Source organism: Acinetobacter sp. YH12096 (genome assembly GCF_013419215.1).
Classification (GTDB): Bacteria; Pseudomonadota; Gammaproteobacteria; order Pseudomonadales; family Moraxellaceae; genus Acinetobacter; species Acinetobacter amyesii.
Map to the genome: position 1 here is coordinate 20,971 of NZ_VPAM01000038.1, position 13,971 is coordinate 34,941.

Genomic DNA, 13,971 nt, shown 5'->3' on the forward strand with positions numbered 1-13,971 from the left:
AAAAGGCGCTTATCTTTAAGCGCCTTTTCATTCAATTTTAGCGGATTGGATTAGCGATTTTGCTCAATTGCAGCACCTGCGCCACCACCGATTGCACCACCAATCGCAGCACCGGTGTTACCACCAAAGATACTTTTACCGACTGCAGAACCAATCGCACCACCTACACCACTATATGTGGCATTTCGGTTTGAACCGTTTTGAGTTTTACTACCGACAGCTGCACCAGCACCACCACCAACGGCTGCACCTACACCACCACCGACGTTATTACCCACACCACCACCAATGGCACCACCTAAAGCTGCAGCACCAATACGTTGTTCATTTGGCGACATGCTTTCACAACCAGCAAGCATTAGGGTCGACATCATCGCGACTGCGCATACGCTCATTACTTTTTTCATTGTGATGTACCTTGTCTTCTTCAATACCTATGATTCTAAAACCATTATATGAAACAATTAAACATAGCTTGTTACGGCTTGGAGCATAAATGCTGCATTTTGTAAAAAACCACGCCTAATCGCTCACGAATCACTCAGGGTTTTCATCCAAAATCATCAAATCTTTTGTGGTTTCACCATTTTCAGTCAGCACAGCATGAGAGAGTTTGGCTTTGCTTTCTGGATCTGTTGCCTGATCTAGTTTTAGCGTGCGTTTAATCGGTTCCTGCCCTTTCTTAAACTCTACACCTTCTGCATCAATATTGGTGTTTTGACGAATAATCTGACCGTCCTGCTTCACCGTAGTCTTGGTTTCAATTTTAGAAGTCGGGATGATGACACCACCACGTTGTACTACTGGAATCGATAATTTCTTTTCAGAAAAATCACTTTGGTGATCTGAAAGTTCAATTTCACGTGCCACGATATCCTGACCTTTATTGGTCATTTCTAACACTGTTGCAGTTACTTGGCGTACAGGTTCTTGACCTGCAACACGGCGAATCACTTCTGTTTTTAATACCGGAACTACAGCTTTATCTTCTACCACAATCGAATTGGGCATAGGTGCAGCAATCGCTGTCAATGAGCTGAATAATGCAGAAACTGCGAATAATTGTTGTGCGAATTTCATCAAAAGACCCCGTTATGTTTAAATTTAAAAATCAAGAGATGTGTTATGTTCTATTTTTACTATAGGAAATAAATCAACATTAGGAAAGCTTTAATTTTCAATTCGTCCGCATAAAAAAAACCACCCGAAGGTGGCTTTTTTGGAATGATTTAAGGGCTAATTAAAGACCGTTAAATTCATCGCTAAATGCTTGGCTTAACGCTTGATCTACATCAGAGAAATCATTGTGAAGCTCAAGCTCTGCAGCTTCAGACTCTTGACGACGACGTTCTAAGTGGTAAGCCAAACCTGTACCCGCTGGGATCAGACGACCTACAACTACGTTTTCTTTCAGACCACGTAATTCATCTTCTTTACCTGTTACAGCAGCTTCAGTTAACACACGAGTTGTTTCCTGGAACGATGCAGCAGAAATGAACGAGTCAGTAGAAAGCGACGCTTTGGTAATACCCATCAATTGACGTTCAAACTTCGCTGGGAACTTGTTCTGAGCTGCCACAGCTTGGTTTTCTTGAACAACGCGGATGTATTCCACTTGCTCGCCTTTGATGAAGCTTGTATCACCACCGTCAGTGATTTCAACTTTACGAAGCATTTGACGTACGATCACTTCAATGTGCTTGTCGTTGATTTTTACACCTTGCAGACGGTATACGTCTTGAACTTCGTTCACGATGTAGTTTGTAAGCGCAACTTCGCCTTTCAAACGTAAGATGTCGTGTGGATTTTGCGGACCATCAGAAATGGTTTCACCACGGTTCACATGCTCGCCTTCGAACACGTTAATCGTACGCCATTTCGGAATTAGCTCTTCATAAATCTCAGAGCCATCATCCGGAGTAATCACAAGACGGTTCTTACCTTTGGTCTCTTTACCGAAGCTTACGATACCTGAAATTTCAGCAAGGATCGCATGTTCTTTCGGTTTACGTGCTTCGAACAAGTCAGCTACACGCGGTAGACCACCGGTAATATCACGTGTGCGTGAAGATTCTTGTGGTACACGACCAATTACGTCACCGACGCCAATTGTTTCGCCATCACGAACAGTCAGAATCGTATTTTGTGGCAAGAAGTAGAACTGTTCGCCGCCATCTGTTGTATCCAATACAACAGCTGGACGCATATCTTTACCAGATGCTGGACGTGAAGTTACTGGAAGTACTTCAATAGTCGTCATACCTGTTGCATCATCAGTTTTTGATGTCACAGTTACGCCATCAGCGATTTGGCTGAAACGCACTTTACCTGCAACTTCGGTAACCAATGGATGTGTATGCGGATCCCAAGTCGCTACGATACCGCCAGCTTCCACAGCTTCGCCATCTTTAATGATGATTGAAGCACCGTATGGAATTTTGTAACGTTCGCGTTCACGACCGATGTCATCCGCGATACCGATTTCACCTGAACGTGAAGTTGATACCAAGTGACCTTTAGCGTGTTGTACTGTTTTCACATTGTGGAAACGTACTGTACCTTTGTTACGAACTTGTACGCTGTTAGCAGCAGAAGTTCGGCTCGCAGCACCACCTACGTGGAACGTACGCATGGTTAACTGTGTACCTGGCTCACCAATTGATTGAGCAGCCATTACACCCACAGATTCACCTGGATTCACCAAGTGACCGCGAGCAAGGTCACGACCGTAACATTTCGCACATACACCGAAAGTAGATTCACAGTTTACAACTGAACGTACTTTCACTTCATCGACACCTTGCTCTTCTAAGTAGTTTGCAAGTTTTTCGTCGATTAATGTATTACGTGGAAGAATCACATCATCCGAACCTGGTTTCTTCGCATCTTCAGCAAGTACACGACCCAATACTCGAGTACCTAAGTTCTCGATGACATCGCCACCTTGAATGAATGGAGTCATTACAAGACCGTCGAAAGTACCACAATCTGGCTCGGTAATTACCAAGTCTTGTGCTACGTCAACCAAACGACGAGTCAAGTAACCTGAGTTCGCAGTTTTCAATGCAGTATCGGCCAAACCTTTACGTGCACCGTGTGTTGAAATGAAGTACTGAAGTACGGTCAAACCTTCACGGAAGTTTGCTTTAATTGGTGTTTCAATGATCGAACCATCTGGTTTTGCCATCAAACCACGCATACCCGCTAACTGACGAATCTGAGCTGCCGAACCACGGGCACCTGAGTCAGACATCATGTAAATCGAGTTGAATGATTTTTGTTTCTCGTCTTCACCCTGTTTGTTTTTAACAGTTGTGAAAGACAAGTTGTCCATCATCGCTTTCGCTACTTGGTCGTTTGTACGCGCCCAAATATCGACAACTTTGTTATATCGTTCGCCGGCAGTTACGAAACCTTGCTCAAACTGTTGTTCGATTTCACGAACTTCAACTTCAGCTTTTTCGATAATTGCTTGTTTTTGTGGCGGAATTAACATGTCTTCCATACCAACAGACACACCTGAGTGAGTCGCTTGACGGAAGCCCAAGTACATCAATTGGTCAGCGAAGATAACAGTATCTTTTAGGCCTAATTTACGGTAGCAAGAGTTGATCAATTTAGAGATGTTCTTTTTAGTCATCTCAACGTTGATTTGTTGGAAATCCATACCTTCAGGTACAACTTCCCAAAGTAAACAACGACCTGGAGTTGTGTCTACAACAATGGTTTGTTGTTCACGGTTACCATTTTCGTCAATGACAGTTTGGTGTACACGTGCTTTTACGCGAGCGTGTAAATCAACTTGACCTGTTGCAAGTGCACGGTTTACTTCGTCAGTATCCGCAAACACCATGCCTTCACCTTTGGCATTGATCGCATCACGAGTGATGTAGTACAAGCCTAAGACAACGTCCTGAGAAGGTACGATGATTGGCTCACCGTTCGCAGGAGAAAGAATGTTGTTTGTTGACATCATTAACGCACGAGCTTCTAACTGAGCTTCAAGTGTTAATGGTACGTGTACCGCCATTTGGTCACCGTCGAAGTCGGCGTTAAATGCCGCACAAACTAACGGATGAAGACGGATTGCTTTACCTTCAATCAGGGTTGGTTCAAATGCTTGAAGACCCAAACGGTGAAGTGTAGGCGCACGGTTCAACATCACTGGATGTTGACGAATTACGTGAGCAAGTACGTCCCAAACTTCTGGAGTTTCACGCTCAACCATTTTCTTCGCAGCTTTAATGGTTGTCGCTTGGCCAGCCGCTTGTAGTTTCGCGAAAATGAATGGTTTGAATAATTCAAGCGCCATTTTTTTCGGAAGACCACATTGGTGCAGACGTAAAGTTGGACCTACAGTAATTACCGAACGACCAGAGTAATCGACACGTTTACCCAATAAGTTTTGACGGAAACGACCTTGTTTACCTTTGATCATGTCTGCCAAAGATTTAAGAGGACGTTTGTTCGAACCGGTAATTGCGCGACCACGACGACCGTTATCAAGCAATGCATCTACAGACTCTTGTAACATACGTTTTTCGTTACGTACGATAATGTCTGGTGCTGCAAGGTCTAAAAGACGTTTTAAACGGTTGTTACGGTTGATTACACGACGGTAAAGATCGTTCAAGTCAGAAGTTGCAAAACGACCACCTTCTAGAGGAACCAACGGACGAAGATCAGGTGGAAGTACTGGAAGTACATTCATCACCATCCATTCTGGTTTGTTGTTCGACTCTTTGAACGCTTCCATCAATTTCAGACGTTTAGAAGCTTTTTTAAGCTTCGTTTCTGAAGTTGTATTTGGAATCTCTTCACGAAGACGTGAAATTTCAGCTTCAAGATCGATGTCTTTCAACAAATCTTGAACTGCTTCTGCACCCATTTTCGCAGTGAATTCATCACCGTGTTCTTCTAAAGCAGTGAAGTATTCTTCATCGTTTAGAAGTTGGTATTTCTCAAGTGGAGTCATACCTGGGTCAGTTACAACGTATGATTCGAAATACAATACACGTTCGATATCACGTAAAGTCATGTCTAAAAGCAGACCAATACGGCTAGGAAGTGATTTTAAGAACCAAATATGCGCAACTGGAGAAGCAAGGTCAATATGACCCATACGCTCACGACGTACTTTTGCAGTTGTTACTTCAACGCCACATTTTTCACAAATGACGCCCTTGTATTTCATACGCTTGTATTTACCACACAAGCATTCGTAATCTTTTACTGGACCAAAGATTTTGGCACAGAATAAACCATCACGTTCAGGTTTGAACGTACGGTAGTTAATGGTTTCAGGCTTTTTAACTTCACCATGAGACCACGACTTAATCATTTCTGGTGACGCAAGACCAATACGGATGCGATCAAACTCTACAGGAGCATGACCGTCTGAATCCGTCTTTTTGCGCATGATATCGAGCAAGTCTTTCAATTTTTTTCTCCGTGTGTTGTGGAGATTTTCACTTCACAACTGGGTCACAAATATTGTTTTTTAACTGAGAAATCCCCCTTGCCCCTCTTGATTAAAGAGGTGAGAAGCACTGCTTCGCAAGGGAGATTCAATGGAGCTAATTAGTCACCATTTTTCAGTTCAATGTTGATACCTAAAGAACGGATCTCTTTGGTCAATACGTTGAACGATTCAGGCATACCTGGGTCCATGTAATGGTTACCATCTACAATGTTCTTATAGATACGGGTACGACCTTCAACGTCATCCGACTTCACAGTAAGCATTTCTTGAAGTGTGTATGCTGCACCGTAAGCTTCGAGTGCCCATACTTCCATCTCACCGAAACGCTGACCACCGAATTGTGCTTTACCACCAAGCGGCTGTTGAGTTACTAGAGAGTAAGAACCAGTAGAACGCGCATGCATCTTGTCGTCAACCAAGTGGTTCAGTTTCAACATGTACATGTAACCTACAGTTACTGGACGGTCAAAACGTTCACCTGTACGACCATCATACAATACTGTTTGACCAGTACGTGAAATGCCACCAAGTTCTAACAATTCTTTAATTTGTGATTCTTCAGCACCATCAAATACTGGTGTTGCTAAAGGAACACCTTTACGCAAGTTACCTGAAAGCACCAAGATTTCTTCATCAGTCAAGCTATCAAGATCTTCTTGTTCGCCACCAACTTTGTTGTAAATCTTGTCTAAGAAATCACGAAGCTCAAGTACAGTACGTTGCTCTTTCATCATCTTGTCGATTTGATCGCCAAGACCTTTAGCTGCCATACCTAAGTGAGTTTCAAGAATCTGACCCACGTTCATACGTGATGGTACACCCAGTGGGTTAAGTACAACATCAACTGGAACACCGTTTGCATCGTGTGGCATGTCTTCTACAGGTAAGATGTTAGATACAACACCTTTGTTACCGTGACGACCCGCCATTTTATCACCCGGTTGGATGCGACGTTTTACAGCCAAGTAAACTTTAACAACTTTCAATACGCCAGTTGTCAGTTCATCACCTGTAGAAAGTTTGCGTTTTTTCTCTGCAAATTTCTCGTCAATTTCAAGGCTCTTCTCTTTCAAGAACACTTGAATTTGAGTTAAACGTTCAGCAATCGCTTCGTCGACTGGTTGGATTTCAATAAGATCAACCAACTCAAGACCAGACAATAACTCTTCAGTTAATTTGTCACCGCGTTTAGTTGTACCGCCACCGTTAGATTCTTGACCTTTCAATAGACGAACAATACGTTCACGAGCCGCTTCTTCGAAGATTTTGTATTCTTCTTTCAAGTCTTTACGGTAAGCATCAAGTTGTGCTTTCTCAATTGCTTGAGCACGTTCGTCTTTTTCAAGACCGTCACGTGTAAATACTTGAACGTCAATTACAGTACCTTTCACAGATGAAGATACGCGTAATGAAGAGTCTTTTACGTCAGCCGCTTTTTCACCGAAGATTGCACGAAGCAATTTTTCTTCCGGAGTTAACTGCGTTTCACCTTTAGGCGTTACTTTACCGACAAGAATGTCACCCGCAGTAACTTCAGCACCGATATAAACGATACCTGATTCATCCAATTTAGAAAGTGCAGCTTCACCCACGTTCGGGATATCCGCTGTAATTTCTTCAGCACCCAATTTGGTATCACGTGCAACACATGAAAGCTCTTGGATGTGGATAGACGTTAAACGATCTTCTTGAAGTACACGCTCTGAAAGTAAGATCGAGTCTTCGTAGTTATAACCGTTCCAAGTCATGAACGCTACACGCATGTTTTGACCCAATGCCAATTCACCGCCATCTGTTGATGGACCATCAGCAAGAACGTCACCACGTGCAACTTTGTCACCTAAACGTACAACAACGTTTTGGTTGATACATGTATTTTGGTTCGAACGGGTGTATTTGATCAGGTTGTAGATATCTACACCTGCTTCGCCTGCCACCATCTCTTCTTCGTTTACACGAATAACGACACGAGAAGCATCAACGAACTCAATACGACCACCACGTTTCGCAAGTACACACACACCCGAGTCATGCGCTACGTTTGCTTCCATACCTGTACCAACAAGCGGTTTGTCAGCACGTAAAGTAGGAACAGCCTGACGCTGCATGTTTGAACCCATCAATGCACGGTTGGCATCATCGTGTTCAAGGAACGGAATAAGTGATGCCGCTACAGATACCACCTGCTGAGCAGATACATCCATATGCGTTACTTTTTCTGGTGGAATACGTACGAATTCACCTTGGTGACGTACAGATACGAATTCTTCAGTTAAGTTACCGTCTTTATCGATACCAGAATCGGCCTGTGCAATCACAGTACCTACTTCTTCAATCGCAGAAAGGTATTCAACGTCATCCGTTACACGACCATCAACAACTTTACGGTATGGAGTTTCCAAGAAACCGAAGTTATTACATTTCGCATAAACAGAAAGTGAGTTGATCAAACCAATGTTTGGACCTTCAGGAGTCTCAATTGGACATACACGACCGTAGTGAGTTTGATGTACGTCACGTACTTCGAAGCCCGCACGTTCACGAGTCAAACCACCTGGGCCCAATGCTGATACACGACGTTTGTGTGTAATTTCAGACAATGGGTTGTTTTGGTCCATGAACTGAGACAACTGGCTTGAACCAAAGAATTCTTTGATTGCCGCAGCAACTGGTTTCGCATTGATTAAATCTTGCGGAGACAAGTTATCAGTTTCAGCTTGAGATAAACGTTCTTTAACAGCACGTTCAACACGAACTAGACCAACACGGAATTGATTTTCTGTCATTTCACCAACAGAACGAACACGACGGTTACCCAAGTGATCGATATCGTCGACTTCACCTTTACCGTTGCGGATTTCAACTAATGTTTTCAATACATCAGTGATGTCTTCGTTCGAAAGAATGCCTTCAACTTCACGAGACTTCTGATCCGTACCCACTTCGTAAGGACGACCCAAACGACGGTTGAACTTCATACGACCTACTGGTGATAAGTCATAACGTTCAGAAGAGAAGAACAAGTTGTTGAATAAGTTTTCAGCAGCTTCTTTTGTTGGTGGCTCACCCGGACGCATCACTTTGTAGATTTCTACAAGTGCTTCCTCACGACCAGTTGTAGTATCTGCACGTAAAGAGTCCGCAATGAATGGACCACGGTCGATGTCATTGGTATAAAGTACGTTGAATTGTTTAACGCCGCCTTCAGCCAATTTCACCATAATTTCATGGCTAAGTACGGTATTTGCCGCAACAACTTCGCCATCACGTAACGTTACATCTTCAGCAACGATACGTTCATATAGGTATTCATCAGGAACAGAAAGTTTTTCAAGACCTGCTGCTTCCATTTGACGAACATGGCGCGCGTTAATACGTTTACCTTGTTCAACAATTGTTTTACCGTCTGTACCCACGATATCAAACTGTGCCATTTCGCCACGTAGACGTTCTGGAACCAAGTCAATTTGATAGCTACCCATATCAAGATATACAGGTACTTTTTCGTAGAACATGTCTAGGATTTGTTCGTTGTTATAACCCAAGGCACGAAGCACAACAGTCGCAAGTAATTTACGACGACGGTCAATACGAACATAGACAAGATCTTTTGCATCGAATTCAAAGTCTAACCATGAACCACGGTAAGGAATGATACGAGCAGAATAAAGAACTTTACCGCTAGAGTGAGTTTTGCCTTTATCATGGTCAAAGAACACACCTGGTGAACGGTGTAATTGAGATACGATTACACGCTCAGTACCATTGATCACAAAGGTACCGTTGTCTGTCATAAGTGGCATTTCACCCATGTAGACTTCTTGCTCACGCACATCTTTGATTGTTTTAGTTTCGCGATCTTTAATGATCAGACGAATTTTTACACGCATTGGCGCCGCATAAGTTGAGCCACGAAGAATACATTCGCGCACATCAAATTCAGGCTTACCAAGACTATACTCAACAAATTCTAAAGCAGCATTGCCAGAATAACTTTCAATAGGAAAAACTGAACGAAATGCGGCCTGGAGACCGATATCTTCGCGGTTTTTTGGAGTTTTGCCGTCTTGAAGGAAAGTTCGGTACGAGTCGACTTGAATCGCGAGCAAGTACGGAACATCCATTACCTTGGGCAATTTACCAAAATTCTTACGGATCCGTTTCTTTTCGGTATATGAGTATGCCATCTGGAGTCCTCGGAAAGTAAACTAAGTCCGCCTGCAGAACGAACTTAGAAGGAATTACGCAGGCCGATATGGCCACCACTTTCACAAATGCTGCAATTTTTAGTGGTATTAAAACGCTTAACAATATTTTTTTACTGAAAAATATTGGTAAGCGTTTGGTTTTATAAATTATTTTTAATTTGTATGATTTTTATATCATGCAAACAAAAATCGAGCCGATAATTGTAACGCAAAAAGGCTGATGACCCAAGGGCCACCAGCCATTTTTTGGAGCCGATTATAAAAAAATCGACTCCCCTTAAGATTACTTAAGTGTAACTGTAGCACCAGCTTCTTCAAGTTTTTTCTTAAGTTCTTCGCCTTCTTCTTTAGAAACGCCTTCTTTAAGAACTGAAGGAGCGCTTTCAACAAGATCTTTAGCTTCTTTAAGACCAAGGCCAGTAGCTTCACGAACTGCTTTAATTACAGCAACTTTGTTAGCACCGAAAGAAGTCAACTCAACGTTGAATTCTGATTGTTCTTCAGCAGCAGCACCAGCAGCGCCAGGAGCAGCAGCAACTGCTACAGCAGCAGCAGATACGTTGAATTTTTCTTCGAAAGCAGAAATAAGTTCAACAAGTTCAAGAACAGTTTTTTCAGCAACTGCGTTTAAGATTTCTTCGTTTGTTAAAGCCATGAGAGTAACTCCAAATGGGTATTGAATGGTGTGTAAATTGATTTAAACTTAAGCAGCTTCTGACTCGTTTTTCTCTTTGAGCGCAGTAATAAGGCGACCCAATTTCGAAATAGGAGCTTGAAGAACGCTTGCAAGCATAGTAAGCGCTTTCTCTTGGTTTGGAAGGTTCGCGATAACGCTAACTTCAGCACCTTGATAAACTTTACCGTCAAATGCAGCAGCTTTAAGTTCAAATGCTTTATTAGTTTTAGCAAATTCTTCGAACAAACGAGCAGCTGCGCCCATGTCGTCTTCAGAAGTTGAGAAAGCTAAGATTGTTGGGCCAACAAGGTTGTCGCTCAAGATATTGAATTGAGTATCTTGAAGAGCACGTTTAGCCAAAGTGTTACGAACTACGCGAGTAGCAACACCTAGTTTACGAGCTTCAACACGTAGAGCAGTTAATTGCTCAACAGTTAAACCTTGGTAGTCAGCAACAACAGCAGCATACGCAGTAGAAGCAACTTCAGTTACTTCAGCTACGATCTGTTTTTTGCCTTCGATAAGAAGAGCCATTGTAAAACCTCCTAACGGTGATTTATGCACCTATACAGATGCACTCCCAATTCGTTAGCTCATCACTGAACCAACACGCGGAGGAGGAACAAATCACACCACCGCGTCTACTCAGGCTGGGCTATTAAGAAGAAAGCATAAAACTCCCCTCGCCTGAGGTCTTTGACGCTGATAAATCTAAATTTATCAATTCAAAGTTTGCCTGAGGGGCGATCAGCAAAGCATGCTTTGCCGACCCGCAAGATGAGAAACTGTGCTTCGAATGAAGCTTAATTTCTATCTTGCGTAATATTTAAAGCAGCGCTTTAAATATTACTCAGGGCTTTAAAATTCTGTAATAAGTCGAAACTTATTTAGAAACGTTTGCTACATCAACAACAAGACCAGGACCCATAGTTGAGCTTAAAGTGATCTTTTGGATGTAAACACCTTTAGAAGTAGCAGGTTTTGCTTTCTTAAGGTCAGCTACAAGAGCTTCAACGTTTGAACGAACAGCTTCAGCAGTGAAACCTACTTGACCGATCGCAGCGTGGATAATACCAGCTTTGTCTACACGGTAACGTGCTTGACCAGCTTTCGCGTTTTTAACAGCAGAAGCTACGTCAGGAGTTACAGTACCCACTTTAGGGTTTGGCATTAAGCCACGTGGACCAAGAATCGTACCCAACTTACCAACAACGCGCATTGCATCCGGAGCTGCAATTACTACGTCAAAGTCAAGGTTACCCGCTTGGATGCTTTCAGCAAGATCATCAAAACCAACAACGTCCGCGCCTTCAGCTTTAGCAGCTTCAGCAGCAGCGCCTTGAGCAAACACAGCTACACGTACAGTTTTACCAGTACCTGCAGGAAGTGTAGTCGCGCCACGAACAACTTGGTCAGATTTACGAGGATCAACACCTAGGTTTACAGCAACATCCAAAGATTCTTTGAATTTTACTGCTGGAAGGCCGTTAAGAACTGCAACTGCTTCTTCCAAAGTGTAAACTTTGTTAGCTTCAACAGCAGCAACAATGGCTTTTTGACGTTTAGTTAATTTAGCCATGTCTTATAGCTCCACTTCCAAGCCCATAGAACGCGCAGAACCAGCAATGGTACGTACACGTGCGTCTAAATCAGCACCAGTAAGATCTGGTTCTTTAGTAGTCGCAATTTCTTCTAATTGAGCGCGAGTCAACTTACCAACTTTAGTCTTGTTAGGTACAGCTGAACCCTTTTGGATGCCCGCAGCTTTCTTAAGAAGAATCGCAGCAGGAGGAGTTTTCATGATGAATGTGAACGACTTGTCGTTGTACACAGTGATCACTACTGGAATTGGAAGACCAGCTTCAACTTTTTGTGTCGCAGCATTGAATTCTTTACAGAATGCCATGATGTTAACACCACGTTGACCTAGTGCAGGACCAATCGGTGGAGATGGATTTGCTTTACCAGCTGGAACTTGCAGCTTGATATAGCCGTCAATCTTCTTAGCCATTTCAATTACCTCTGGGTACTAACGCCGCTAGGCTCCCCATACATTTAAGTAACGATACCGTTACAACAACAATGCCCGACTCATAACAAATCGGGCGTTTATCAACCAAGTTAAATTAAACTGATTTTTCGACTTGGCGAAATTCCAGTTCAACTTGAGTTGGTCGATTAAATACATTAATCGTCAACGTTAAACGTGACTTATCGTATAGAACTTCTTCCACCACGCCTTTAAAGTCGGTGAATGGACCGTCAATTACGAGTAATTCTTCACCTGGTTCAAACATCGTCTTAGGACGAGGTGCTTCGCCAGTATTGCGTACACGTGCAAGAATCGCATCAGCTTCTTTTTGCGTAATTGGTGCAGGTTTTTCTGCAGTACCACCAATGAAACCTAATACTTTTGGACATTCTTTAACAATGTGCCAAGTTTCATCATTCATTTCCATTTCGACTAACACATAGCCTGGAAAGAATTTACGCTCAGATTTACGTTTCTTACCATCCTTCATTTCCACTACTTCTTCAGTAGGGACAAGGACTTCACCAAAGCTATCGGCTACAGCGCTACGCTGGATTCGATCATTAAGTGAGCGTAACACTTGTTTTTCATAGCCTGAATAGGCATGAATAATGTACCAACGTTTCATAGCTCTCTTACCCGATAATAAACTTCATTAACCAGCTCAAAGCATAGTCAAAGCACCATAATAAAATAGATGCCACTAAGACTACCGCAAGTACCTGCCAAGATGTGGTCATGGTCTCTTGCTTGGTTGGCCAAGTCACTCGACGTAACTCAATTCGAGCATCTTTCAACAATCGAACAAAGCCTTTGCCTTGATGGGTGGCGTATAATAAACCTAAAGCCACGATGATACAAGCCAAAATTACCCCAACACGGACCCAGACATCATTCGCTGGTGCCCAGTATGCTGGCAAATGTTGATTCACCATCATAGAACTACCGAGTAAAATCAACGCGATAACCCACAGAACATAGTCTAAAGGGGAACCAGAATTAACAACTTCAGCAGGATTATTTCTTTGAGGAATTGGCGCGTCGCTTAATGCGTCACGCGATTTATCATTCGACATTTTTGTACTCGTCGTAGGATTCGCGACTTATTATATGACCAGTTGAGCCAGCATCAAGCTTCTTTTTAAAAAAATTTGGCAGGCCAGGAGGGACTCGAACCCCCAACATTCGGTTTTGGAGACCGACGCTCTACCAATTGAACTACTGACCTGCAGAGCAAATCGAGAGTCGAAACTCTCGATCTGTACAAAGATAACTGTATTATATTATGCAGTTACTTTAGAAACAACACCCGCACCAACTGTACGGCCACCTTCACGGATCGCGAAGCGTAAGCCAGCGTCCATTGCGATTGGGTGGATTAATTCTACTGACATTTCTACGTTGTCACCAGGCATAACCATTTCAACGCCTTCTTTAAGCGCGATTGCACCAGTTACGTCAGTTGTACGGAAGTAGAACTGTGGACGGTAACCGTTAAGGAATGGAGTATGACGACCACCTTCGTCTTTAGAAAGTACGTATACTTCTGCGTCGAATTTAGTATGCGGTTTGA

The 13,971-nt window shown here is 42.9% G+C and carries 10 protein-coding genes, 1 tRNA gene and 1 pseudogene; all 12 read right to left on the bottom strand.

Annotation, left to right across the window (positions count from 1 at the left end; all coding sequences use genetic code 11):
• Positions 1 to 50: 50 nt before the first annotated feature.
• A complete protein-coding gene (locus FTU36_RS13910) occupies positions 51 to 407 on the bottom strand; it encodes a DNA transfer protein p32 (RefSeq protein ID WP_078192840.1) in 357 nt (118 codons plus the stop codon).
• A 130-nt stretch (positions 408 to 537) separates the two neighbouring features.
• On the bottom strand, positions 538 to 1,080 hold the full coding sequence (locus FTU36_RS13915) for a hypothetical protein (protein WP_180048778.1): 543 nt from the start codon (positions 1,078 to 1,080) through the stop codon (positions 538 to 540).
• A gap of 160 nt (positions 1,081 to 1,240) precedes the next feature.
• Complete coding sequence (rpoC, locus tag FTU36_RS13920) at positions 1,241 to 5,440, bottom strand: DNA-directed RNA polymerase subunit beta' (protein ID WP_180118317.1); 4,200 nt, start codon at positions 5,438 to 5,440, stop codon at positions 1,241 to 1,243.
• A gap of 140 nt (positions 5,441 to 5,580) precedes the next feature.
• The gene (gene rpoB, locus FTU36_RS13925; RefSeq protein WP_180002850.1) at positions 5,581 to 9,669 is read right to left on the bottom strand and encodes a DNA-directed RNA polymerase subunit beta; all 4,089 of its coding nucleotides are present in this window, start codon (positions 9,667 to 9,669) and stop codon (positions 5,581 to 5,583) included.
• A 304-nt stretch (positions 9,670 to 9,973) separates the two neighbouring features.
• Positions 9,974 to 10,345 (bottom strand): 50S ribosomal protein L7/L12, encoded by a 372-nt coding sequence (gene rplL / locus FTU36_RS13930; protein ID WP_078189828.1) that lies wholly within the window; start codon positions 10,343 to 10,345, stop codon positions 9,974 to 9,976.
• Positions 10,346 to 10,393: 48 nt separating this feature from the next.
• Positions 10,394 to 10,900, bottom strand: coding sequence for a 50S ribosomal protein L10 (gene rplJ, locus FTU36_RS13935; protein ID WP_078189829.1), 507 nt, complete (start codon positions 10,898 to 10,900; stop codon positions 10,394 to 10,396).
• A gap of 349 nt (positions 10,901 to 11,249) precedes the next feature.
• Complete coding sequence (gene rplA, locus FTU36_RS13940) at positions 11,250 to 11,945, bottom strand: 50S ribosomal protein L1 (protein WP_078189830.1); 696 nt, start codon at positions 11,943 to 11,945, stop codon at positions 11,250 to 11,252.
• A 3-nt stretch (positions 11,946 to 11,948) separates the two neighbouring features.
• The gene (rplK, locus tag FTU36_RS13945) at positions 11,949 to 12,377 is read right to left on the bottom strand and encodes a 50S ribosomal protein L11 (protein WP_004868049.1); all 429 of its coding nucleotides are present in this window, start codon (positions 12,375 to 12,377) and stop codon (positions 11,949 to 11,951) included.
• A 115-nt stretch (positions 12,378 to 12,492) separates the two neighbouring features.
• Positions 12,493 to 13,026 (bottom strand): transcription termination/antitermination protein NusG, encoded by a 534-nt coding sequence (nusG, locus tag FTU36_RS13950; RefSeq protein WP_078189831.1) that lies wholly within the window; start codon positions 13,024 to 13,026, stop codon positions 12,493 to 12,495.
• Positions 13,027 to 13,033: 7 nt separating this feature from the next.
• Complete coding sequence (gene secE, locus FTU36_RS13955; protein WP_078189832.1) at positions 13,034 to 13,474, bottom strand: preprotein translocase subunit SecE; 441 nt, start codon at positions 13,472 to 13,474, stop codon at positions 13,034 to 13,036.
• A 76-nt stretch (positions 13,475 to 13,550) separates the two neighbouring features.
• Positions 13,551 to 13,626: transfer RNA gene (locus tag FTU36_RS13960), tRNA-Trp, on the bottom strand.
• Positions 13,627 to 13,681: 55 nt separating this feature from the next.
• Positions 13,682 to 13,971: pseudogene (gene tuf / locus FTU36_RS13965) on the bottom strand (elongation factor Tu); the annotation flags it as partial.

Coding starts and splice junctions, on each gene's coding strand:
- FTU36_RS13910 (WP_078192840.1), bottom strand. CDS start 407: ATGAAAAAAGTAATGAGCGTATGCGCAGTCGCGATGATGTCGACCCTA.
- FTU36_RS13915 (WP_180048778.1), bottom strand. CDS start 1,080: ATGAAATTCGCACAACAATTATTCGCAGTTTCTGCATTATTCAGCTCA.
- rpoB (WP_180002850.1), bottom strand. CDS start 9,669: ATGGCATACTCATATACCGAAAAGAAACGGATCCGTAAGAATTTTGGT.
- rplL (WP_078189828.1), bottom strand. CDS start 10,345: ATGGCTTTAACAAACGAAGAAATCTTAAACGCAGTTGCTGAAAAAACT.
- rplJ (WP_078189829.1), bottom strand. CDS start 10,900: ATGGCTCTTCTTATCGAAGGCAAAAAACAGATCGTAGCTGAAGTAACT.
- rplA (WP_078189830.1), bottom strand. CDS start 11,945: ATGGCTAAATTAACTAAACGTCAAAAAGCCATTGTTGCTGCTGTTGAA.
- rplK (WP_004868049.1), bottom strand. CDS start 12,377: ATGGCTAAGAAGATTGACGGCTATATCAAGCTGCAAGTTCCAGCTGGT.
- nusG (WP_078189831.1), bottom strand. CDS start 13,026: ATGAAACGTTGGTACATTATTCATGCCTATTCAGGCTATGAAAAACAA.
- secE (WP_078189832.1), bottom strand. CDS start 13,474: ATGTCGAATGATAAATCGCGTGACGCATTAAGCGACGCGCCAATTCCT.